This is a genomic window from Flavobacterium coralii, assembly GCF_019891545.1.
GTDB classification, from domain to species: domain Bacteria; phylum Bacteroidota; class Bacteroidia; order Flavobacteriales; family Flavobacteriaceae; genus Flavobacterium; species Flavobacterium coralii.
The window spans coordinates 94,563-116,550 of sequence record NZ_JAHDIU010000010.1 but is presented as its reverse complement, the minus strand read 5'-3'; the positions used below and the strand labels follow the sequence as shown (position 1 = coordinate 116,550).

Below are 21,988 nucleotides of genomic sequence, written 5' to 3'. Positions count from 1 at the left end.
ACTTTTTTTCAGGGCATTTCTTTGCTTTTGCCGCTTCTTTTATTATCAGTTTGTGTGTGAACGTTGCCTTGATTACTTCACCTAATCCATATGTTGTTTTGGAGTTCAGTGATACGCCTTATGGCTTTATTGCGGGTGCAAAAGTAGGCTCTTTTTTGCCTTTTCCAAACTTTTAAACACCTTTTTTTAATGTTTTTTTAACCTTAATTCGTAACTCGCTGAAATACCAGTAAATGCAGGTGAAAAAAATTTGAAGATAAATAGCCACTACATCTACTTCTTGAAGATTTTCAGGAAAAAATACTTCTGGTTTAAGTATTAGTCAAACCGCAGGGCTTTTACAGGCGAGATTTTAGTGATAATGTATGAAGGGACTAATAACAAGGTTAAGCAAACCAATATAGTGCCCAAATTTACCAATAGTATGGCAGGAACATCTATAGTTACAGGGGCAACTGTAACATAATAACTTTCGGGCGGCAGCTTAATTATTTCAAAATGCTTTTGTATTAAAAGCAGGGCCAGGCTGATACCATTACCCCAAAGCAGTCCTTTTATAATAAGATACCCAGCATTATAAAGAAATATTTTGCGCACACTCCAGTTATTTGCGCCAAGCGCTTTAAGCATGCCTATCATCTGTGTGCGTTCCAATATCAGCACCAAAAGGGCGACTACCATGTTTATAGTACCCACTATTACCATAATGATAATTATAAGTGCTATATTAAAATCAAAGAGCGTGAGCCACTCGAATATATTAGAATATTTTTGTTCTATTGTGCGGCTGTCTAGTGTAGAGGGTATGTTTTTATATACTTCATCGCCTGTTTCGCTAAGCTTATCAAAATCGTTTATAAACACTTCAAAAGAGCCTACTTCTCCGTTGCGCCATTTATTTATGCGCTGTATGTGGCGGATATCGCCAATAAGGTATGTAGCATCAAATTCCTGAAAACCCGAATTAAAAATACCTGCCAGTTCAAAAACCCTCATGTTGGGCATGCTGTTGGCGTCTTCTTTCATAAAGAAGGTATTGAACTTATCACCTACCTTAAGCTTTAGCCTGTCGGCGAGATATTGTGACAGTATAACTTCATTATTAAGTTTATTCTGCAAGTCAGGGATTCGCCCCGAAACAATATATTCTTTAAGGTTATCCCATTTATATTCTTTGCCGACACCTTTAAAAATTACGCCTTCAACCGTCTCCTCTGTACGTATGATGCCTGCTTTACTTGCCACAGCCTGAATATGGCTCACCCCCGGCACCGATCTAAATTCAGGGTAAAAATCCTGCTTAACAGGTATTGGCGATACACTTACCTCGCTCCTGTTATCATCATAGTTAGATATAATGATATGCCCGTTAAAAGCCGATACCTTTTCACGTATCTTATCCTGCAGGCCCACACCTGTTGCAATGGCTATTATCATCATGATAACGCCTATTGCAATTGCTATCACGGCTATTTTTATTATTGGCGCCGATATACTACTTTTATGGTTTTTGGCAGAAACCAGCCTGCGGGCAATAAAATATTCTAAATTCAACTTATTATGAGGTCTTTTTCGTTATTCAAAAATACATTATTATTCTCATTAATATTAATGACATCGTGCGGAATTTCGTCTAAGAGCCTGAAGAATTCGGCAAACTCTGCTGATTATGAAGACCCTGTTACAGATGTAAGGGCCGCTATAAAAACCGGCGCGGATAATTATGAACAGTACCTACCCCTGCTAAAGGGAAAAAGGACAGGCATTGTTACTAACCAAACAGGCATCATTAAATATATCGCCAAAGATGAAGATACCATCAGGACAATAAACATTGTTGACTTTTTATACACGGTGCAAACGGAGAATGGGGAAATAAACATTACTAAAATTTTTGCCCCTGAGCATGGCTTTCGCGGTACTGCCGATGCCGGAGAACTTATCAAGGACGGAAGGGATACTAAAACAGGTTTGCCCATAATATCTTTATATGACAATAATAAAAAACCTAAGCCCGAACATTTACAGGATATCGACATTATGGTTTTTGACCTGCAGGATGTTGGGGCGCGCTTTTATACTTATATATCTTCTTTGCATTATGTAATGGAAGCCTGTGCTGAAAATAATATTCCGCTTATTGTTTTAGACAGGCCTAACCCCAACGGGAGGATTATAGATGGCCCGATACTGGAGCCGGAGTTTCAGAGTTTTGTAGGGATGCACCCTATACCTGTTTTACATGGCATGACCATTGGTGAATATGCCAGGATGATAAACGGGCAAAACTGGCTTGCCAATGGTGCGCAGTGTAACCTTACAGTAATATCCTGCAGCAACTACAAGCGCACCATGCAATATAACCTGCCCGTAAAACCCTCGCCTAACCTGCCGAACAGCCAGGCAATAAAGCTATATCCAAGCCTGTGCTTTTTTGAAGGTACAGATGTAAGTGTGGGCCGTGGTACAAACATGCAGTTCCAGATTTACGGGGCACCTTTTTTACCGGACGATGGCTTCAGCTTTACACCCGCGCCAAATGAGGGTGCAAAATCGCCGAAGCATAATGGTGTTACCTGCTATGGTGAAGATCTTACAGATGTAAGAAGAGTAAAAAGGCTGGAGCTGAAATGGCTGCTAAAAGCGTATAATGATACTAATGACAAAGCAAATTTCTTTACTCCATTCTTCACGAAACTTGCCGGCACCAAATTATTGCAGCAGCAAATAGAATCGGGCATGAGCGAAAGCGAAATACGCCGGACATGGGAAGACGGACTGGATGCCTTTAAAGAAATGAGAAGGCAGTACCTTATTTATCCCGAATAGTAAAATTCTTAATATTTATACAAAGTGTTTCGGGTTGTAAAGCTGCTTTTGTAATTTCACTCTGTAAACATAATAAACACCGTTACCATGAATATTACAGAAAAAATAGACAGCCTGATACAGTATGTAATTTCTTTCATCGAAAGAATTAAAGGTTACATAGAAGATGTTATCGACTTTTTAACCGACCTTAAAGATAAAATAGAAGGTTTACTGGATTATATACAGGATAAAATTCACAGTATAGAAAGTTTAGTGGGCGAGCTTAAACAACATAACGAAGAAGAAGCTACTGCTTAATTTCTGTAGAGCCTTCCGTACCGGAGGGCTTTTTCTTTTTAACCGCCTTCAGCGTTTTTACCACCAACCTGTTAACTATATATAGCAAGCTTAGTACCAAAAAAACCGGTATACTTATTAAAGCTGCTTCTGCCAGCCTGTCTTCAAGGCGATAATTTACAACAAGGGTGTCATTAATAAATGTACTGCCCACTGCTGTAATAAATGACAAAATGTAAATCAGGAAAAGGTTTCTTACCGTTTTCATTATGATTAAAATTATGCGCGGTAAAACTACAAAATTTTGCTTCCGGAAATATTACACATCTACTTTTATAGACGGATTAATTTTGAGGAGATCTTCTATAAAGGCATCCCTGTCTTTCGGAGAAATCAGGATGTAATCAAAACTTTTGCCATACCGCACTTCAAGACGCTTTAAAGAAAGTGCAGGCGCGCTAAGCGGGTTATTTGTTTTTCTTACGGCGGTAATGTTGCTTATTTTTATATGATAATAACGGATAAAACCAATATTAACCTGTAATGAATTGTTATCGATTACATATTTAGTGGTTGTAAACATATATACCATTACAGCAATAATGACTGCAATTAAAGCAACCAAGCCCCACGTGAATGTAACTAATACCTGCACTAAAACAGCAAGCAGAGGAACAAACACCACTGCTAAAAGCCATATATCAATTTTTGATTTATATACCTGCCTCATGATATCTTCTTTTTCATTTCTTCCACAATGTTATAGGCAGCCGGGCAAATAGCAACATTCTTTAAAGTAAGATTGCTTATCTGCTGGAACTTCTTCCTGTCGGTGTGCGGGAACTCCCTGCATGCCTTTGGCCGCACGTCATATATCATACAGTAGTTTTCATTATCAAGGAAAGTGCACGGCACGCTTTGCAGCACATAATCATTATCTTCATCAATGCGCAGGTAGTTTTCTATAAACTGTTGCGGCTTCATCCTGAAATGCTTTGCAATACGCTCTATATCGGCTGTTGTAAAAAGCGGGCCGGTTGTCTTGCAGCAGTTGGCACAGCTAAGGCAGTCTGTTTTTTTAAACTCCGCCTCATGCAGGTCCTGCATAATGTAATCCATGTTTTTAGGGGCTTTCTTTTTAAGCCTGTCAAAAAACTTTTTATTCTCGTTATGCTTATCTTTGGCCAGCTTTGGGAGCTGCTTTAAAAAATCATCCATTACTATCCATTTCCTCTCAGGCTGTAAAAGTATAAAATAATGAAAGACCTTTTCGGAAAAGCCATACTCGATTACCAAACAGGCAATGCCCCTGAGAATTTAGTTACAGAAACTTCTATATCCGAAGAAGATGAAATGAGCGTTGCCTACCTTTTCAGGAGTTATGAAGAAATGCCCGAGATAGAGCAAAAAGCATTGCAGCTTGCTAAGGGTAGAGTGCTCGATGCCGGATGCGGGGCGGGCAGCCACAGCCTGTACCTGCAGAACGAGCGAAGTTTAGCGGTTACAGCGATAGATAAATCAGCGAAAGCAATTGAAGCCTGTAAATTAAGAGGTTTGAAAGATGCACGCAACGCTGATATCATGGCACTTGAAGGTGAAAAATTTGACACTATACTTTTGCTGATGAATGGTGCAGGCATGTGCGGCAGGCTAAACAACATAACTGCTTTCCTGCAAAAAATGAAATCCTTACTTAATCCCGGCGGACAAATACTGGTTGACTCCAGCGATATTATCTATATGTTTGACGAAGATGAAGATGGCGGAAAGTGGATATCGGGTGATGTTGACTACTATGGAGAGGTAACTTTTACTATTAGCTACAAAGGTGAAACAGAAGAGCCTTTTGACTGGATGTATATAGATTACAACACACTGCAAAATGCGGCGCATGCTAACGGGCTTGACTGTGAGTTAATAACCGAAGGCGAGCATTATGACTATCTTGCTAAACTGTCTTTAAAATAAAAACCCGGCTTTAAGCCGGGTTTTTATTTAGTAAGCATGCTGCTGTTACTGCATGTATTTCATCATTAGGCCCTGAAGCTCCATGCTCCACTCCTGCATTGTCTGGATGTTTGCTTCTGCCAGCTTTGTGTTTTTCTCAGCGAATTTTTTACCAACCGGAGATTCGTAGAATTTGATTATCTGCTTTATCTCATCATGAGTAAACTCAGTAAGATAAAACTTTTGTTGTTTCTCAATTACCGGCTTTAAAGATTCTTCAAAGTCTTTGCTGAATGCCGCCTGCTTATCGGCAGGAATCATTGCAATAACCTGTTTTTTTGCCATATCCATCTGGTCTGTACTGCCAGAAAGTTCCATCAGTTTTTTAACATCAGCCTTAAAAGCATCAGACTGTGCAAAGCCAACGCTTGTTGTAAGTATAAATGCAGCAATTAATAATAGTTTCTTCATCTTTTTAGTCTTTAAAATTGTTATGGAATATTTAAGTATTTATGTGTTTGTAAAGATACACGCCATTTCGGATTATTCATTACATAATCTACAATAAGTGGTGTCATCTGCTCTTTTTTGCTCCACTCCGGCTGAAGAAACAATATGGCATTATCATTTACTTTTGCGGCCTGTTCTTCCGCAAATAAAAAGTCGTGCCTGTTGTGTATAATTACCTTTAGTTCATGAGCTGCGTTATATGCTTCCTGCACAGGCAACTTTGTTTTTTTAGGTGACAGGCAAAACCAGTCCCAAATACCGGTTACAGGATATGCACCGGAGGTTTCTATATGCACCTTTAGACCCCTTTCCTTAAGGGCTGCGGTTAGGGGCTGCATGTCCCACGTTAAAGGCTCACCGCCTGTAACCACAATTGTTTTGGCATGGGCAGCCGCATTATTCACTATGGTGGCTACACCTGTTGGCGGATGCAGCTCTGCATTCCAGCTTTCTTTTACATCACACCAGTGGCAGCCCACATCGCATCCCCCTACACGGATAAAATAGGCAGCAGTGCCGGTATGGTAGCCTTCTCCCTGAATGGTATAAAACTCTTCCATAAGCGGCAGCATTTCGCCTTTTTCTACTGCTATCTGTATTTCCTTCTTCAGCATTCTTTCAAAAATAGGATGCAAAGATACACATTAAAATTTTGGGTATAAAAAAACCGTTCCGGTAAGCCCGAAACGGTTCATTATATTAATTGTCAACTTAATTTTTAAGTTTTTGCAGCTCCTGCTTTGCAAATGCATCATTAGGATCCAGCTCAAGCACTTTATTAAAATACTCTTTACCTTTCGCCTTGTTTGTTATAGCGTAGTAAGCACCGGCATTGCTGTAAGCTTCAATCAGGTTTTTCTTCTCGGCATCTGTACGTTGTGCTTTCGCGGCAACAATCTCTATGTATTTGTCATAAGCTTCCGACATTGTTGCATATGATTCTTCTGAACCAATAGCCTGGTTTATCCTTGCTTTATAAAGGAAAGCATCCGGAGCTTCAGGTGAAAGCTTAATTACATTGTCCAAAGCCGTGCTCGCCAACTTAAGGCGCTCTGTATTGTTTTTCTTAGCCTCCTCTGTCATATTCAGGTGATCGTAATATATTGAATATGCAAGGTAGAAGTTATCATAAAACGCATTCCTGTTATCAGGGTTTGAAATTGCCGTTTCAAAAACATAAGAAGCAGGGCCGTAAAGTTTTTGTGCAAATAGTTTTTTACCTATCGCATTAAACTCGTTGGTGATATCAATATCAAGTTCTGCCGCTTTCTGTATATCTTTAATTGCCTGGTCAAATTTAGCCTGATCTGTAATGGTGGTATTGCCTTCTGCATCAGTATTTACAGTTGAAGCCATTTTGGCAAGGCCAAGATAGAGGTAGTCACGGGCAATAAGCCTTGCTTTTTCTACTTTTGCCATAAACTCATTCATTGCATCAAGGCTCGCCTTAAAGTTACCGTTCTCATAAGCAGAGTAAGCAAGGTAGCGTAAGATTCTCGGGTTTACTTTATCAAGCTCCTGCATTTTTTTAGCCTCAGCTTCAAGCGCTTTGTAATCTCTCGCAAGTACTAAGAAGTCAGCATGCCTCATACGCGAGTTAAGCGAGTAATCAGTAAGCTGCATGTACTTTTCATAGTTCTCAAGCGCTTTTTTCATATACTGGTCATACTTGGCAGTATCAGTATTTGCCCATAGGTAGTATGTTTCTGCAAGCTCCCTGTATGCAGGGCCATAATTAGGGTCTTTTTTCAGGATGTTCTCAAAAGCACTAACCGCTTCCGGAAACGCAGCCCTTGTGTTTTTAGTGATTACCGCCATTTGAAGGCTTGCCCTTTGTGCTGTATTATCGAGTGCAACTGCATCACGATATGCCTGGAAAGCCTCGTTGTATTTGGCTGCACCAACATAAGCATCACCGAGTGTTATGTAAGCCTGTGCATTTTTATCGTCTTTCGCAATAGCACGCTTTAAAACCTCTATGGCTTTATTGTAGTCAGGATTTTCAGCGTTTACATAAGCGCGGCCTATATATACAAGCTGCTCACTGTCTTTACGCCTAAGGCCGTCTTCTACTGCTTTAAATTTAGACTGTGCTGCGGCAGTATTGCCTTTATTAAGATCTATATGCCCAAGGCCTATAGTATTATATTCAGGATCCTTTTTTACAGCTTTGCCTTTATTGAAATAAATGGCTGCAGAATCCTGCTCTTTTTGCTTAAGATATACATCGCCTAACAGAAAGTAATTTTTACCTTCTTCCGGCTCAGATGCAATAAGGTTCTTTAAAATCGTTTTGGCCTTCTGAAATTTTTCAGCATCAATAGCCTTTTTAGCTTCATCGGCACTTTGGGCATTTGCCGCTCCGAATAGCAAAAGGGATAAACCAAGGAATTTTAAATCTTTCGTCTTGATCATTTTATACTCTTTTATAATTATTTACAGTTTATAGTTCGTTTCTCACGTTTATTTCCCTCGGGGGAATCTCTTCTGGCAGCAATCCTGACTTCAGGATTATGCGCTGTCCTTCGCGTGCACTTAAGTAGGTTGCAAACCCCATGCCTAAACCCTGCTTACCCTGATAATTTAACAAATAGAGCTTTCGGGTAAATGGGTATGCGCCCGTAGCTATATTGGTTTGAGAGGGCTTGTAGTACCCTGCGGCAGTAGTGTCGGTTTTAACATTTTTTACTGCCATGACAGTGACATCTTCTACAGTTTTTTGCAGGTTTAGCGGAGGCTGCACCAGCCAGTTTACTCCTACAATTCCGACTGCTCCATTGTTGTCACGCACATATTCTATAACTTCCCGGTTAGACTTTAAAGCAAACATTCCCTGTGCAGGGAGTTTGCCGGCATTTGCTTTTTTCAGCAGGTATTGTACCGTACTTGAGCCGGGGTTATCAAAAACAAGTTTGCTTATTGTTGAAGGCTCTCCCCTTAAAGCTTTGTAAAGTTCTTCGGGGTCAAGAAGGGTGTCTGTTGCCTTATTGTTTACTACAAATGCAACGGCATCTGTTGCAAAAGGCGTTACACGCGGGGTAATTTTCCTTTTTTCAAAGTAACGTGCCTCATCATCTGTAAGCATGCGGGGTAAAACCGCAACACTTGCAGAATCTGAAAGCAGGGCATTGATTATTTCGCTTTCAGTCCTATTCACCTGCTGTATAGTAGCCCTGTCGTAAACACTATGGAATACCGCAAGTACATCTTCAACTATCGGCTGAACTGTAGTATCTACATACAAATTAACCCTGCCTGAGGTTAATGTTTCCGGTATTTCGGCATTAGCGCCATCGCTTCCGCTGCCCTCGCCTTTGCAGGCAAAGAAAAGCGTAAAAGCAAAAACCACCGTCAGCAGTCCGAAATATATACTTCTTAGTTTCTTCATCTGCTATTAATTACCTGCCTTTTTGAAGCAGCCTTATAAACCTGATGAAAGCATATACAATTAATAAACCCCCAAAGGCAAGCCTGCCGTTGTGAGTAAGATTAAATGGAAGCGCTTTCCAGAAAATTATAATAAGCCCCAAAACAAGGTACATTAAAAAAAACACTATCCCTAAAACAAACAGAAATCGCTGTACGGGCGATTTCTGTGTTTCTTGCCGAGATCTTCTGTTGTTCAGCATCCCGCTTTATTTTATTATGACCTGATATTAATAGTGATAGGCAGGTTGTAAGAAGCCCTTACAGGCTTACCGTTCTGGATACCCGGCTGCCACTTTTTCTTCATTGACTTAAGCACACGCTCAGCTTCTTTACCAAGTCCGTAACCAGGGTCCCTAAGTACTTTTATACCTGTCATTGAACCATCTTTTTCTACAACGAAAGATACATATATCCTCGCTGTCATATCCTGGTCTATATCAGGAATCCTGAAGTTCTTGTTCACATAGTTGTAAAACTCATCCATACCACCAGGGTATTGTGGTTGCACCTGAAGGCCGGCAGAGTTATATACCGTGTTATCAGGAGCCTCTACACCTTTGTCAAGGTCACCTGCAGGCTTACCAATATTGATATCACCTGTCGGGCTTGCCTCAGCGTTACGCGAACTTGGGTCAGCAACCTCAAGTTTTTCCTTTGTAGGCGGTTCTTCAACTACTTCATCCTTTTTCTTCACTTCAAGCGGCTTGAACTTTACTTCTTCCACAACCGATTTTGGTGCCTGGTATTCTTCTACCGGTGGCGGTGGCGGTGGTGGCGGAAGCTCTTCTGCCGGTGGTGGTGGCAGGTCTACCACTTCTATAACCTTATCAAGGTTCTCTTCTTTGTCAGCTGTTCCTAAGTTATCACTGATGTAGCGTGATATTAGCGGTGAAGCTATAGCGGCTGAGAAAAGCAATATACCCAATATCATAGCCCTTACTGTTGTTTTCGGGTTTTCCGAACGCAGCTGGTAAGCACCATATTTCTTGTTACGGCCTTCAAAAACCATATCAATCCATTGGGTTCTAAATATGTTTAACTTAGACATAATCTCTAATGTTTATTGTTAGTTAAAAAGGAATTAATCCATTCCTTTTTCTTTCAGTAACTCTACCTCAGGCTTGGTTATATCTCCAATCGCATATATGCTTATATTGGTAATAGCCATTTCATCAAGGATATCTATAAGGTTCTTATAGTGTGTTTTATCACTTGCCTTAATAATAACAATAAGCCCTTTCTGGTTACCGTTATCATCAAGCTGACCTTTATAAGCTGCTTCAACTGCAGCCTTTCTCTGTAATATTACCTGACGGATACCCTCTTTACCATAAGCACTTTCTGTAGGCTCGATAATAGGAGCAGCAAATTCACCGAAATACCACAGCACACTGTCATCTTTACCAAGCAAAATGGTCATGGTACGGTCGTTTGCTACAGCTTGTGTATCAGTTGGCTCTTCTTTATTTTTATCTGGCATAGCCAGATTCATTGATTGCGGCTTAGACAGGGTTGTGGTAAGCATAAAGAAAGTAATCAAAAGGAATGCCAAATCCACCATCGCGGTAAGATCGACACCCGGGTTCATTTTCTTACTTCTTACTTTTTTGCCTTTGCCACCGTCGCCGCCGGTATTTAATTCTGCCATTTTACAGTAATGCTTTTAAATTAAAAATTTTCATCCCTTAAACCAGTCACAAGGAAGAATTTGTTCTTCTTTTGTTCCTGTAGTATGTCTATTACCCTCTTAATTACAGGATAATCTTCTTCGGCATCACCTTTTATCGCGATATCAAGGTCTTTAAAAACAACGCCTTCTTCACCCTTGCTCATCCTTTCTTCAAGAACCGCTTTGTGGGCTTCCCTTGCTGCTTTTACCCAGCTTCCCAACTGGTTATTAACAGAGTCAAAAGGAATACCGCCCTGCAGGCCTTCTTCCATCCTTTCAGATGGCTCCATAGCTAACAGCCCTTTAAGCTGGTTTAACGGAACACCAAAACCCTGCAGGTTTGCAAAAGCCTGGTATTCCTCATCAGTAAATGTTACATTATATTCCTGAGATATACGCTCAAGCGCACCTCTCCTTACTTCAGGACTCATCATAGTAAAAAACGCCTTGTCATCACCCACAGTTATGGTTGCCAGGTTTTCTTCCGGCAGCTTTGTCTGTACGGTAGAAGCAGGAGTATCTACCGGATGCGGCTCGGGCTGCTTTGCAGTAGCCGTCATGATAAAGAACGACAACAGAAGGAATGCCACATCACACATTGCGGTCATATCTATCCTTGTGCTCTTTTTAGATACTTTAACTTTAGCCATTTATATTATCAGCTTGTTTGTACAGGCACGGGGGAAATTCTTCTCCCCCGGAGCCGGCACTAATTATTTATAAGTTAACTACTCTTAATATTAAGCGTTGTTGGCACGAGCCCTGAAACGCCTGTAAGTCTGGGTGATTGTAAAACCAGCCTCATCAATAGAGTAAGTAAGCTTGTCTATCTTAGAAGTAAACGAGTTGTAAGCAATAATTGCTACTGTAGATGTTGCGATACCTGTAGCAGTGTTGATAAGTGCTTCAGAGATACCGTTTGCAAGCTGAGAAGAGTCCGGCGTAGAACCTGCACCAAGAGCAGAGAACGCCTTAATCATACCTGTTACCGTACCTAATAGACCGCAAAGCGTACCGATAGATACAAGTGTAGATATTACTACAAGGTTTTTCTCAAGCATCGGCATCTCAAGAGAAGTAGCCTCCTCTATTTCCTGCTGTATAGCAGCTTCTGCCCTTTCGCTGTCAAAACCTTCCCTTTTAACTTCTTCATACTTTAAAAGACCGGCTTTAACTACGTTAGCTACAGTACCTTGTTGCTTGTCGCACTCAGCCATAGCTTCGTTTATGTTTCCTGCAGCAATCTGGTTTTGTACTTTCCTTACAAAAGTTTCTACATTACCTTTACCTGCAGCTTTGTTGATAACAAATAGACGCTCGATAGAGAAAACCACCGACATAAGGAATAAGCCCATAAGTACCGGTACCACATAACCTCCTTTGTAAACCATACCAAGGTAGTTACCAGGCAGCGGGTGCCCTTCAGGGTTATTATCTTCAAAGTTTGATGGGTGGCCCATGATGAATTTCCACACTAGTATACCTACAATAATACAGATAACGATAGCCAGTGCCGCGAATACATTAGATCCTTTAGAAGAACCACCTTTAGTTTCAACCTTCTGAATAGATGCGTTTGCCATTTTTTGAAAATTTAATTTTGATTTTTTTAAATAATAGTTTCTTGCTGTTTAACAACTTAATTTTTGATAAGATGGGCAAATTTAATTTATTAAGACATAAAAAAAAATAAAAAGAATTTTTTTATCGCTTCTTAACATTAATTTTATATTGGAGCGGTAACCTTAATTTTACAAATCATGCCCTTTTATTTACAATTTTTTGTTTTTAGCAAACCGAAACCGATTTTTGTTAATAATAATTTTAAATTAAAATAGAATACTTATAAATAACATAATTCATATTCATTTATTGTGCAGGCATTGTATTTTTTCTTGAGTATCTTGTTTTATGTTTATTTTGACACATCTGCAGGCAGCATTTTCTAAATTTACTATATATACAACAAGTGCCGGACCCCACATTCCTGCTACTGTTATTAATTGTAATTGAAAAATGAAAAAATATTTTATTCAGGATAAACCGTTTGTAGTACCCACAACCGACGGCAAGCTTATTGAAGAACATTTTGGAAGGGCATCTTATGGTAATGATGCATTATCTATAGCCTACATGGTTGCACCACCGGGATGGAGCGAACCTCACCAAAACCCGGAGTTTGATGAATATACTTATATTATAAAGGGCAAAAAACAGTTTATGATTGACGGCGAATGTATTATACTAACAGCCGGCCGCTCAATAAAAATAAACCGTGGTGCGCGGGTACAGTATTCTAACCCGTTTGAAGAGCCGTGCGAGTACCTGGCAATTTGCACGCCTGCATTTAGCATGGAGAAAGCACACCGGGAAGAAAGGTAATTTAGCGATTACACTTCTAAAAGCTGTAATATCTTCTGCTCAACTTCTACAGTGTCCCAAATCGCCTCAATGTTCTCCATTTTCATGACTTCGTCCATTATGGCTTTTTGCCTGTCGCCAATAGCAAGTGCCTCGCTATACGGGCTGTAGCTGAATGTTACGCGGCTGTATAATGGCAGCCATTTGTCGGGGTATTTTTCAGAGAAGTGTTTTTCAATTTTTTTCTGCAGCAGAAAATCAGCGTCAGCCGTTTTAGAGCTCATCTCCATAAAATTACGGTAGCTTAGCTCTGCTATAGCATCCGCATTAGGTTTGCGGCTTTTTTCATATTCTTTAAATATGGTAAGCCAGTCATTGCCATACTGGTTAATAAAGCTGTTTAACACCGTAATATCTTCAAAACCAGCATTCATACCATGTCCGTAAAAAGGAACTATGGCGTGGCAGGCATCTCCAATAAGGGCAACCTTATCATTATATGTCCACGGGTAGCACTTCATGGTTACCAGTGTACTTGTAGGGTTTTTAAAGAAATCCTCGACCAGTTTTGGTATTACATCTATGGTAGAAGGGAAATGTTTAGCAAAAAAAGCCTCAAGGGTTTCTTTATCCTTTAATGATTCAAAAGAATTTTCGCCTTCAAAAGGCATAAAGAGTGTGCATGTAAAACTGCCATCTAAATTTGGCAATGCAATAAGCATGAACTCTTTTCGCGGCCAAATGTGCAGCGAGTTTTTATCAAGTTTGTGGGTGCCGTCTTCATTTGCCGGTATATTGAGCTCTTTGTAGCCAAGGCTTAAAAACTCCTGAGAATAATTAAACATGCTTTGGCGCTGCATGCGGTGACGGATACGGCTAAAAGCGCCATCGGCACCAAAAACAATATCATACTTTAATTCTTCCCACGGGCCGCGTTCGGTTTCACCTTTAAGTAAGGTAGCCGTGGCGAGGTCAACGTCCCATATGCGGACACCAAAAAAGAACTCTACACCTTCTTCTTCGGCAAGGGTTACCATTTTACGGTTAAGTAAACCGCGCGATATAGAGTATATACTTTCACCGTCTTTACCATAATACTGATATGCCAAAGGTTCACCAACCAGGTGTATGGCACGCTTATCCATAGGTATGGCTATCTCCCTTATTTCATCACCAAGACCTATATCATCAAGTGCTTTCCAGCCGCGGTGCGACATAGCAAGATTTATTGAGCGTCCTGAAAATTGTACTGTCCTGATGTCCTGGCTACGGTCATACACATGTACAGTATGCCCGGCTCTTTTTAGGTATATTGCCAGTAGCGATCCTACAAGTCCGGACCCTACTACTGCAATTTTTAAGGGAGTTTGCATCTAAAAAAATTGTAATACTTTACAAAGGTACTTAATAAAAAAAATATTAATCTCAGATTGAAGCATTTATTTAACACACACTAAAATTATTAAGAAAACATTTACTATTAAAGTATTCTTAATTAATAAACAAGCCTCATTTATAATAAGTAATTTTAATCTGCTAACATTAAAAACACTTATTATGAGAGATTTAATCTGGTTAATCGTTGTAATCCTTATCATAGGATGGCTGGTAGGATATTTCGGGTTCGGGGAATCTGTAGGAGCCCTGATACACATTTTACTTGTACTGGCAATAATCGGTATTTTGTACAGGCTTGCAGTAGGCAGGAGGCCGTAAAGTAACAAAAGCAAAAAATAAAAAATCCCTCAGCAGAGGGATTTTTTATTGTACTTATTCTTTAATGATTTTATGAACCCGGCTACCCTGCTGCGTTACGGTTTTTATAAAATAAATGCCCGGGCTTAAAACAGATGTATCAATATTATCTCCTGATTTTTGCTGTATCACCAACCTTCCGTTATTATCGGTAACTGAAACCGAAAGTACAGTTTCTGCCGCGGTGATATTTATAACATCTTTAGCCGGATTTGGATAAAGCGTTACCGCAGACTTTGTAAATTTATCTGCTCCTGCTGTTGCATCTTCATATACAAACTTACCAAACCAGATGTTGTAAAATGTTTCCCCCTGCCTCTCGTATGTAATATCGCCTAATTGCAATGATGGTATCTGCATGTGCCCAGCAGTATAAATAGTATTGTCTTCTCTTGCAATAACCATTATCTTATTATTGATGTCTATCTCTCCTGTTGCAACAGCCCATTGTGCATCGCCTTCTGCATCATAAAGTGCTACATACTGTCCCGAACCTGTACTGGTAAGGCTTACATCATTTCCAAAATCTATACTATTAAGAAAGCTGCCCGCTGCAATAAGATTGCCGTCGTTATCAATATCAATTGACTGCATAACATTATAAAGTCCGGATGGAGATGTTTTTGTCCAGATGACATTACCTTCACTATCATATTTTACAAGAAAATATTTAGATCCGGTTACTGAATTGAGCACATTACCATCAAAATTTATGGTGTTACAATAGTTCCCTGAAAGGTAAACATCTCCGTTGCTGCTAACAGAAATATCATAGGCATCGTTAGCACAACTATTGTTCCCGGCGGCCTTTGCCCATTGTGCAACACCTTCCGGGCTGTACTTTACCACAAAACAATTAAGGTTAGTGGCCGGGTTAAGCGTAATATCACCAAAAGAAACATCTAAATGAATAAACCTTCCGCACAGGTATAAATTTCCGTTATCATCTATTTCAATGTTATTAACGTATGATGACTGGTTGGTGCTTGGCTCTGCCTCAGCAAAAACTTCTGACCAGAGATAATCGCCGTCATTGCTCAGTTTGATTGCAAAATAATTATTGTAGCCTCCCGGTAGCGTAACATCATCATATACAAAAGAGTCGGCAAAACTTCCGGCCGCATAAATATTACCGGTTGCATCAACAGTAAGATAATTGATGTTCGTAAAAGTGCAGCTTTTTATCCAGACACGGTTACCATCAGTATCATATTTAGCAAAAACACTCCCAATTCCGCTAAAACTATCTGACCCGATAGTAATACCATTGTTATAGCTACAGGTTATATAAACGTTGCCATCAGCATCTGTATCCATTCCCCATATTGTTTCACCGCCATTACCCTGAATATGCTTTATCCAGGTAAACGTGCCATCATTATCAAACTTCGCAAAATAAGAATCCCTGCCTACAGGATTTAGCTGATAATCATCAGTCACAATATCTTCTGTAAATGCAGCATAAGTATATATATTTCCTTCAGCATCCATGGCAATGGGTTTGTGAGGCTCATCAAAAGAAGCCCCTATACCTGTTACCCATTCCCAGTGCGGATTTTGAGAATGCAGGACAGCAGTAGTGAAAATTACGGCTAAAACGTAGAGTTTTTTCATGTTGGTTTGGTTTTGGTTTGTATGCAAATATAACAGAATAGGCATTTGGCTAACTAACTGTTTATTAGTATTTATAAATTTCATCTGATTTTCAGTTAAAAATATCCGATACCTCAATTACTAAAAGAAAATAATCTACATTTGCAGTAGTGTATCAGTCAATTTATTAGAATAAATTATTCATAAAATGAAGTCTCAGGAATATGCCGTAGTAGATATTGAAACAACGGGAGGTAATGCCGGTGGCAGCCGCATTACAGAAATTGCTATTATCATACATGACGGGCTTAACGTTATTGAACGATTTGAGACGCTCGTAAACCCTCAGAAAGAAATACCTGTGCCTATTTTTGCCCTGACAGGTATAGATAATGAAATGGTAAGCAATACACCTGTTTTTGATGATATTGCCGAAAAGGTATATGAACTTTTAAATGACCGTATATTCGTTGCGCACAATGTAAACTTCGACTATTCTTTTGTAAAGCACCAGCTTGAGGAAGCAGGGTATAAATGGGCAGCAAGAAAGCTATGTACCGTAAGGGCTGCACGTAAAATAAAACCGGGACTTTATTCGTACAGCCTGGGCAACCTTTGCCATTCACTTGATATACCGTTGGTAAACCGCCACCGTGCCGGGGGCGATGCCGATGCTACCGCTCTGCTTTTATCGCGCCTGCTGCTGTGGGATACCGAAGGAGAGATCATCAAAATGATAAAGAAAACATCTCATGATCAGCGCCTGCCACCCAACCTGCCACCCGAAGATTTTGAGGAACTACCCGAAAAACCGGGCGTATATTATTTTTATAACCAGGCAAAGAAAGTTGTTTATGTTGGCAAGGCTGTAAACCTGCGTAAACGTGTTGCTTCTCACTTTAGCGGCCACAAGACCTCACGCCAGCGGCAAAATTTTTTACGAGATATCTATTCAATATCTTATGAAATTTGTGCTACTGAACTTATGGCGCTGCTGCTGGAATGTACTGAAATAAAAAAACTATGGCCCGTATATAATACCGCACTAAAACGTTTTGAACCGAAATACAGGCTGTACAGCTACGAAGCACGTAACGGCTTCAGGTACCTTGCAATAGGTAAACTGGGTAAGTATCAGGACAGCATTGAAGTTTTTCATTCGCAGTATGACGGTGTAACTTTTTTACGCAACATTGCTGTCCAATTTGAAATAGACCACCGCTTTTGTAAATATGGAAGGCAGGACCATGACGGCCTACCCATAATAGCACAGCAAGATTTGCCTGATATTGAAGAACACAATATAAAAATTGACGAGGCTATTGCTTCAGTCAGCAAGAACAGGCCAAGTTTTGCTATCATAGACAAAGGCCGCACCGAAGATGAGCGTAGTTGTATTTGGATAGAAAACGGACAATTTTATGGGATGGGCTACATTCCTTCAGACGTGGCGATAGCAGACATTGAAGAAGTAAAAGATTATATCAACCAATACCCGTGCAACCAGTACATAATGCAACTGCTTTATTCTTTTGCAGAGAAATATCCGGGCAAGGTAGTTTATAAAAAACACGATAAAAAAAATCCGCAACAAATTGCTGCAGATTAAAAAGTGACCCCATCGGGATTCGAACCCAAATCGTCAGAACCGGAATCTGATATTCTATCCAATTGAACTATGGAGCCTGTAATAGTTGTATAAAACTCTTAGCTGTTAAGCGCCTTTTTAACGACATTGCTTATTGTTTTACCATCAGCGCGGCCTGCAAGTTCTTTAGATGCCATACCCATTACCTTACCCATATCTGCCATACCGCTAAAACCGTTTTCGGCAATAATTTTATTTACGGCAGCCTCCACTTCCGCTTCAGAAAGCTGGGCAGGCAAGAACTTTTCAATAACAGCAGCCTGTTCAATTTCAGGGTCAGCTAAATCCTGTCGTCCCTGCTCTATATATATGGCAGCACTGTCCTTACGCTGTTTTACAAGCTTCTGGAGCAGTTTTATCTCATCTTCTTCTGATGGTTCTTCTTTAGCCCCGCTTTCGGTCTGAGCCAGCAATAATGCTGATTTTACAGCCCTTAAAGCCTCTAATGATACTGTATCTTTACTCTTCATGGCTGCCTTCATCGCATCCATTATTTCTGCTTGTAAACTCATAGGTAATGGTTTAAATTTTAGAAATGCGAATATAAAAAAATAACCCGAAAATATCATTCTATTTTCGGGTTAAGGATCACGTTGGGTTAGTTAATCCACGTTGTCGTGAAGGAACGAATTGTTAGAACGCAACTGTAGGTCGTCGTTACTGTCTGTCCCTAACGAAAAGCGTGATTTGCTGTTATCTGTGCGCGATTCGTGCAGGTCTATGCCCATTCTTTTATAGGCGGGTTCTTTCTCAAACTCATCTATACGCGCAGAGCTGTTATGAAACTTATAGTTGAATTCCTTCATTTTCTTTCTGCGCTCTTCTGCCCTTACCCTCAGCGTTTCTTCTATTGTCATTTCAACAGGAGAAATATCTTCATGGTGAGCGGCAAACTTAGGCTGTTGTGGCTCTTCAGATTTTTTAAGCGTAAGGTTAAGCTCAGGGCTTACAGGCTCTTCAGCTTTTGCCGCAGGCTTAGAATCTAAAAGTTCTTTTTCCTTCTCAAGATAATCTTCAAGAGAATACCTCACAACGCCCGACTGGTTAACTTCTGTAACTGGCACAACCCTTACAGGCTCATTAACCTTTATATCGCGTGCATCATCTGTAAGGTTAAAAAACTGCTTCTCTTCGCGCTTAACATTGTCTGTAGCCAGGTCAAAAGAAAAACTTATCTGCTCTTCTTTCTTCACCACTACAAACTCCGGGTCTATAACCTCAATGTCCCTTACATCTTTTACCTGCTGCTTTTGCATTTCTGCCGCAGGCGAAACAATTTCAAAGAACACATCAAGATTATTTATAAAATCTGAAGTCGGCAGCGCTTCCTCTTCCGCTTCAGTCACGGGCTTTTTTTCGGTAACCTCTTCCTCAAGGGCATAAACTATTTTTTCTTCCTCAGCAGCAACTTCCTGCTTTACCTCTTCTTTAGGCTCTTCAGCTATAGGTGCCGAAAAATCAAATGCAGCCAGGCCTTGCTTTTTACTAAGGTCTGTTACCAGCCTTTGGTCTTCCTCAAGTGCATGTATTATCTTTTTAGGCTCAGTATTAACTATCTCGTTTTGCTGCTCTACATTAAAGCCCGTAGCAATAACAGTTACCGCTATAGCTTCGCCTAACGACTCATCTTCACCAACACCCATAATAATGTTGGCATTGTAACCCGCTTCTGACTGGATATGATCGTTAATTTCACCTATCTCATCTATTGTAATCTCGCTTGTACCCGATACGATAAGCAACAATACATTTTTAGCACCTGTAATCTTATTATCATTTAACAGCGGAGAGTCAAGTGCACTCACAATAGCATCTTTTGCCCTGTTCTCGCCTGTTGCCGTAGCCGAACCCATTATAGCCGTACCACTGTCAGAAAGTACAGTCTTGGCATCTTTAAGGTCGATGTTTTGTGTATAGTGGTGGGTAATAACCTCTGCAATACCGCGGCTTGCTGTTGCCAACACTTCGTCAGCCTTGCTAAATCCGGCTTTAAAGCCCAGGTTGCCATATACTTCTCTTAATTTATTATTGTTGATAACGATTAAAGAATCTACCTGCCTTCTTAGCCTTTCTACACCGGCAAGCGCCTGCTCACCACGCACTTTACCTTCAAACTGGAAAGGAATGGTTACTATACCAACGGTAAGTATCTCCCTTTCTTTGGCAAGCTGTGCTATTACAGGTGCGGCACCTGTACCGGTACCACCGCCCATACCCGCAGTTATGAAGATCATTTTGGTATTGGTATCAAGCATCTTCTCAATGTCATCTATGCTCTCAAGGGCAGCCTGCTGGCCTACCTCGGGGTTGGCACCCGCGCCAAGACCTTCGGTAAGGCTAACGCCCAACTGTATCTTGTTTGGCACAGGGCTGTTTTGCAATGCCTGGCTGTCAGTATTACACACTACAAAATCTACTCCCTTTATCCCTTGCTTAAACATATGGTTTATCGCGTTGCTTCCGCCCCCGCCTACACCAATTACCTTGATTACGTTCGACTGGTTTTTAGGCAGGTCAAACGAAATGCTTCCAAAATCTGTGTTACTCATCATATCCATCGGGTTTTTATTCTGCGTTATCTAAAAAATCTTTAATCTTATCTATATACTTGTCGAAAAACGAACGCTTTACACGTTTTTCTGTCGACTCCTGCACTTTATGTACAGGCTGTTGTACCGCCACCTCTTCAAGCTCCTGCTCCGGTTCGGGCTGTGCCACTGCCTGTGGCTGTTCCTGCTGCTGGTAACGCATTGCAGGCTTAGGCTCAGGCTTTTGCAATTCTACTAAAGGCGTTGCACTGCGTGTATTGTTGCGGGCACTGTTCATTACAAGGCCAACTGCCGTAGCATAAAGCGGGCTTGATATCTCCTCGTCAGAGTTACCTGCAAGGTGCTCGTTAGGGTAACCTATACGGGTATCCATACCGGTTATATACTCTACAAGCTGCTTGATGTGCTTTAGCTGAGAGCCTCCGCCTGTAAGCACAATACCTGCTATCAGCTTTCTGCGTGGGTCTTCGTGGCCATATGCCTTTATTTCAGCAAATACCTGTTCTATAATCTCTACCACGCGGGCGTGGATTATCTTAGAAAGGTTTTTAAGCGAGATCTCTTTTGGCTCACGGCCCCTTAGCCCCGGTATAGAAACGATTTCATTATCCTTATTTTCGCCCGGCCATGCAGAACCAAACTTAACCTTTAGCAGTTCGGCCTGCTTCTCTATAATAGAGCAGCCTTCTTTAATATCTTCCGTAATAACATTACCACCGAAAGGTATTACTGCCGTATGACGGATGATACCGTCTTTAAAAATGGCAAGATCTGTAGTGCCGCCGCCTATATCAATAAGCGCTACACCGGCTTCTTTTTCTTCCTGGCTAAGCACCGCGTCGGCAGATGCAAGCGGCTCTAACGTTAACCCCGAAAGGTCTAAGCCCGAACTTTTGATGCAACGCCCAACGTTACGGATGCTTGATGCCTGCCCCACCACTACATGAAAGCTGGCCTCCAGCCTGCCGCCATACATGCCTATAGGTTCTTTTATTTCGGTTTGACCGTCTATCTTAAACTCCTGCGGCAGTACGTGGATTATCTCCTCGCCCGGCAGCATGGCAAGTTTGTGCACCTGGTTTATCAGCAAATCAATATCAACATCGCCAATTACTTCTTCAGGGTTGCTCCTGCTGATGTAATCGCTGTGCTGAATGCTGCGGATGTGCTGGCCGGCAATGCCTACCACCACATCGTTAATCTTGTAACCGGAATCAGCTTCTGCTTCCTGTACCGCCTCCTGAATACTTTGAATGGTTTGGGTAATATTGTTTACCACGCCCCTGGCCACGCCAAGGCTTTTGGATTTACCCACACCCAGTATTTCGAGTTTACCGTACTCGTTCTTTCTTCCTATCATTGCCACTATCTTGGTAGTACCAATGTCTAAACCTACTGCAATGCTGTCTCTTTCCATAT

23 protein-coding genes and 1 tRNA gene are annotated in these 21,988 nt (G+C 40.8%); 6 read left to right on the top strand and 18 right to left on the bottom strand.

Translation table 11 applies throughout. From position 1 onward, the window contains the following. Positions 1-318: 318 nt before the first annotated feature. A complete protein-coding gene (locus KJK34_RS13540) occupies positions 319-1,554 on the bottom strand; it encodes an ABC transporter permease (RefSeq protein ID WP_223054430.1) in 1,236 nt (411 codons plus the stop codon). Positions 1,555-1,560: 6 nt separating this feature from the next. On the opposite strand from KJK34_RS13540, the gene KJK34_RS13535 reads away from it, so the two are divergent. Then, a complete protein-coding gene (locus KJK34_RS13535; protein WP_223054429.1) occupies positions 1,561-2,829 on the top strand; it encodes an exo-beta-N-acetylmuramidase NamZ family protein in 1,269 nt (422 codons plus the stop codon). Between the two features lie 87 nt (positions 2,830-2,916). Further along, positions 2,917-3,129 (top strand): hypothetical protein, encoded by a 213-nt coding sequence (locus KJK34_RS13530; protein ID WP_223054428.1) that lies wholly within the window; start codon positions 2,917-2,919, stop codon positions 3,127-3,129. Here KJK34_RS13530 and KJK34_RS13525 read toward each other — a convergent pair. From KJK34_RS13525 to KJK34_RS13515, 3 genes are read right to left on the bottom strand one after another with little or no spacing between them, the layout of a single operon-like run. After that, complete coding sequence (locus KJK34_RS13525) at positions 3,119-3,376, bottom strand: hypothetical protein (RefSeq protein WP_223054427.1); 258 nt, start codon at positions 3,374-3,376, stop codon at positions 3,119-3,121. The two genes, KJK34_RS13530 and KJK34_RS13525, sit on opposite strands and share 11 nt — an antisense overlap. Positions 3,377-3,427: 51 nt before the next feature. Further along, positions 3,428-3,838: a PH domain-containing protein gene (locus tag KJK34_RS13520; protein WP_223054426.1), complete on the bottom strand. Its 411-nt coding sequence runs from the start codon at positions 3,836-3,838 to the stop codon at positions 3,428-3,430. Continuing rightward, entirely contained in the window at positions 3,835-4,326 is a 492-nt protein-coding gene (locus tag KJK34_RS13515) for a YkgJ family cysteine cluster protein (RefSeq protein ID WP_223054425.1), read from the bottom strand. The genes KJK34_RS13520 and KJK34_RS13515 overlap by 4 nt, the downstream gene beginning before the upstream one ends. Before the next feature lie 39 nt (positions 4,327-4,365). Between KJK34_RS13515 and KJK34_RS13510 the strand changes: the two genes are divergently transcribed. Then, positions 4,366-5,076, top strand: coding sequence for a class I SAM-dependent methyltransferase (locus KJK34_RS13510; RefSeq protein WP_223054424.1), 711 nt, complete (start codon positions 4,366-4,368; stop codon positions 5,074-5,076). A 45-nt stretch (positions 5,077-5,121) separates the two neighbouring features. Here KJK34_RS13510 and KJK34_RS13505 read toward each other — a convergent pair whose 3' ends face one another. From KJK34_RS13505 to KJK34_RS13470, 8 genes are all read right to left on the bottom strand, one after another. Continuing rightward, entirely contained in the window at positions 5,122-5,526 is a 405-nt protein-coding gene (locus tag KJK34_RS13505; protein ID WP_223054423.1) for a DUF2059 domain-containing protein, read from the bottom strand. A 20-nt stretch (positions 5,527-5,546) separates the two neighbouring features. Beyond that, on the bottom strand, positions 5,547-6,179 hold the full coding sequence (locus KJK34_RS13500; protein WP_223054422.1) for a 7-carboxy-7-deazaguanine synthase QueE: 633 nt from the start codon (positions 6,177-6,179) through the stop codon (positions 5,547-5,549). 97 nt (positions 6,180-6,276) lie between these two features. After that, positions 6,277-7,980: a tetratricopeptide repeat protein gene (locus KJK34_RS13495; protein ID WP_223054421.1), complete on the bottom strand. Its 1,704-nt coding sequence runs from the start codon at positions 7,978-7,980 to the stop codon at positions 6,277-6,279. 28 nt (positions 7,981-8,008) lie between these two features. After that, entirely contained in the window at positions 8,009-8,953 is a 945-nt protein-coding gene (locus KJK34_RS13490; protein ID WP_223054420.1) for a PstS family phosphate ABC transporter substrate-binding protein, read from the bottom strand. Positions 8,954-9,208: 255 nt separating this feature from the next. Continuing rightward, the gene (locus tag KJK34_RS13485) at positions 9,209-10,042 is read right to left on the bottom strand and encodes an energy transducer TonB (protein ID WP_223054419.1); all 834 of its coding nucleotides are present in this window, start codon (positions 10,040-10,042) and stop codon (positions 9,209-9,211) included. A gap of 33 nt (positions 10,043-10,075) precedes the next feature. Beyond that, positions 10,076-10,642 carry an ExbD/TolR family protein gene (locus KJK34_RS13480; protein WP_223054418.1) on the bottom strand — a complete coding sequence of 189 codons (567 nt, stop codon included), beginning with the start codon at positions 10,640-10,642 and terminating at the stop codon, positions 10,076-10,078. Positions 10,643-10,662: 20 nt separating this feature from the next. Further along, positions 10,663-11,313: an ExbD/TolR family protein gene (locus KJK34_RS13475; RefSeq protein WP_223054417.1), complete on the bottom strand. Its 651-nt coding sequence runs from the start codon at positions 11,311-11,313 to the stop codon at positions 10,663-10,665. A 90-nt stretch (positions 11,314-11,403) separates the two neighbouring features. After that, complete coding sequence (locus KJK34_RS13470; RefSeq protein WP_223054416.1) at positions 11,404-12,246, bottom strand: MotA/TolQ/ExbB proton channel family protein; 843 nt, start codon at positions 12,244-12,246, stop codon at positions 11,404-11,406. Positions 12,247-12,679: 433 nt separating this feature from the next. On the opposite strand from KJK34_RS13470, the gene KJK34_RS13465 reads away from it, so the two are divergent. Further along, entirely contained in the window at positions 12,680-13,045 is a 366-nt protein-coding gene (locus KJK34_RS13465; protein WP_223054415.1) for a cupin domain-containing protein, read from the top strand. 8 nt (positions 13,046-13,053) lie between these two features. Here the strand turns inward: KJK34_RS13465 and KJK34_RS13460 are convergent, their stop codons facing one another. Then, entirely contained in the window at positions 13,054-14,397 is a 1,344-nt protein-coding gene (locus tag KJK34_RS13460; RefSeq protein WP_223054414.1) for an FAD-dependent oxidoreductase, read from the bottom strand. Positions 14,398-14,581: 184 nt separating this feature from the next. Between KJK34_RS13460 and KJK34_RS13455 the strand changes: the two genes are divergently transcribed. Then, complete coding sequence (locus tag KJK34_RS13455; protein WP_223054413.1) at positions 14,582-14,740, top strand: lmo0937 family membrane protein; 159 nt, start codon at positions 14,582-14,584, stop codon at positions 14,738-14,740. Positions 14,741-14,794: 54 nt separating this feature from the next. Here KJK34_RS13455 and KJK34_RS13450 read toward each other — a convergent pair whose 3' ends face one another. Further along, positions 14,795-16,393 carry a T9SS type A sorting domain-containing protein gene (locus tag KJK34_RS13450; RefSeq protein WP_223054412.1) on the bottom strand — a complete coding sequence of 533 codons (1,599 nt, stop codon included), beginning with the start codon at positions 16,391-16,393 and terminating at the stop codon, positions 14,795-14,797. Between the two features lie 187 nt (positions 16,394-16,580). On the opposite strand from KJK34_RS13450, the gene KJK34_RS13445 reads away from it, so the two are divergent. Then, positions 16,581-17,981, top strand: a complete 1,401-nt coding sequence (locus tag KJK34_RS13445) for an exonuclease domain-containing protein (RefSeq protein ID WP_223054411.1) — start codon at positions 16,581-16,583, stop codon at positions 17,979-17,981. 4 nt (positions 17,982-17,985) lie between these two features. Here the strand turns inward: KJK34_RS13445 and KJK34_RS13440 are convergent. The 4 genes from KJK34_RS13440 to ftsA form a co-directional block, all read right to left on the bottom strand. Continuing rightward, positions 17,986-18,058: transfer RNA gene (locus KJK34_RS13440), tRNA-Arg, on the bottom strand. Positions 18,059-18,079: 21 nt separating this feature from the next. Continuing rightward, entirely contained in the window at positions 18,080-18,532 is a 453-nt protein-coding gene (locus KJK34_RS13435) for a GatB/YqeY domain-containing protein (RefSeq protein ID WP_223054410.1), read from the bottom strand. Between the two features lie 90 nt (positions 18,533-18,622). Further along, positions 18,623-20,572: a cell division protein FtsZ gene (gene ftsZ, locus KJK34_RS13430; protein WP_223054409.1), complete on the bottom strand. Its 1,950-nt coding sequence runs from the start codon at positions 20,570-20,572 to the stop codon at positions 18,623-18,625. 13 nt (positions 20,573-20,585) lie between these two features. Then, complete coding sequence (gene ftsA / locus KJK34_RS13425; protein WP_223054408.1) at positions 20,586-21,986, bottom strand: cell division protein FtsA; 1,401 nt, start codon at positions 21,984-21,986, stop codon at positions 20,586-20,588. Between the last annotated feature and the right edge of the window lie 2 nt (positions 21,987-21,988).

Excerpts from the sequence above, each read along its gene's own strand:
- KJK34_RS13535 (WP_223054429.1), top strand. The coding sequence starts at position 1,561 with ATGAGGTCTTTTTCGTTATTCAAAAATACATTATTATTCTCATTAATA.
- KJK34_RS13530 (WP_223054428.1), top strand. The coding sequence starts at position 2,917 with ATGAATATTACAGAAAAAATAGACAGCCTGATACAGTATGTAATTTCT.
- KJK34_RS13525 (WP_223054427.1), bottom strand. The coding sequence starts at position 3,376 with ATGAAAACGGTAAGAAACCTTTTCCTGATTTACATTTTGTCATTTATT.
- KJK34_RS13520 (WP_223054426.1), bottom strand. The coding sequence starts at position 3,838 with ATGAGGCAGGTATATAAATCAAAAATTGATATATGGCTTTTAGCAGTG.
- KJK34_RS13515 (WP_223054425.1), bottom strand. The coding sequence starts at position 4,326 with ATGGATGATTTTTTAAAGCAGCTCCCAAAGCTGGCCAAAGATAAGCAT.
- KJK34_RS13510 (WP_223054424.1), top strand. The coding sequence starts at position 4,366 with ATGAAAGACCTTTTCGGAAAAGCCATACTCGATTACCAAACAGGCAAT.
- KJK34_RS13505 (WP_223054423.1), bottom strand. The coding sequence starts at position 5,526 with ATGAAGAAACTATTATTAATTGCTGCATTTATACTTACAACAAGCGTT.
- KJK34_RS13500 (WP_223054422.1), bottom strand. The coding sequence starts at position 6,179 with ATGCTGAAGAAGGAAATACAGATAGCAGTAGAAAAAGGCGAAATGCTG.
- KJK34_RS13495 (WP_223054421.1), bottom strand. The coding sequence starts at position 7,980 with ATGATCAAGACGAAAGATTTAAAATTCCTTGGTTTATCCCTTTTGCTA.
- KJK34_RS13490 (WP_223054420.1), bottom strand. The coding sequence starts at position 8,953 with ATGAAGAAACTAAGAAGTATATATTTCGGACTGCTGACGGTGGTTTTT.
- KJK34_RS13485 (WP_223054419.1), bottom strand. The coding sequence starts at position 10,042 with ATGTCTAAGTTAAACATATTTAGAACCCAATGGATTGATATGGTTTTT.
- KJK34_RS13480 (WP_223054418.1), bottom strand. The coding sequence starts at position 10,642 with ATGGCAGAATTAAATACCGGCGGCGACGGTGGCAAAGGCAAAAAAGTA.
- KJK34_RS13475 (WP_223054417.1), bottom strand. The coding sequence starts at position 11,313 with ATGGCTAAAGTTAAAGTATCTAAAAAGAGCACAAGGATAGATATGACC.
- KJK34_RS13470 (WP_223054416.1), bottom strand. The coding sequence starts at position 12,246 with ATGGCAAACGCATCTATTCAGAAGGTTGAAACTAAAGGTGGTTCTTCT.
- KJK34_RS13465 (WP_223054415.1), top strand. The coding sequence starts at position 12,680 with ATGAAAAAATATTTTATTCAGGATAAACCGTTTGTAGTACCCACAACC.
- KJK34_RS13460 (WP_223054414.1), bottom strand. The coding sequence starts at position 14,397 with ATGCAAACTCCCTTAAAAATTGCAGTAGTAGGGTCCGGACTTGTAGGA.
- KJK34_RS13455 (WP_223054413.1), top strand. The coding sequence starts at position 14,582 with ATGAGAGATTTAATCTGGTTAATCGTTGTAATCCTTATCATAGGATGG.
- KJK34_RS13450 (WP_223054412.1), bottom strand. The coding sequence starts at position 16,393 with ATGAAAAAACTCTACGTTTTAGCCGTAATTTTCACTACTGCTGTCCTG.
- KJK34_RS13445 (WP_223054411.1), top strand. The coding sequence starts at position 16,581 with ATGAAGTCTCAGGAATATGCCGTAGTAGATATTGAAACAACGGGAGGT.
- KJK34_RS13435 (WP_223054410.1), bottom strand. The coding sequence starts at position 18,532 with ATGAGTTTACAAGCAGAAATAATGGATGCGATGAAGGCAGCCATGAAG.
- ftsZ (WP_223054409.1), bottom strand. The coding sequence starts at position 20,572 with ATGATGAGTAACACAGATTTTGGAAGCATTTCGTTTGACCTGCCTAAA.
- ftsA (WP_223054408.1), bottom strand. The coding sequence starts at position 21,986 with ATGGAAAGAGACAGCATTGCAGTAGGTTTAGACATTGGTACTACCAAG.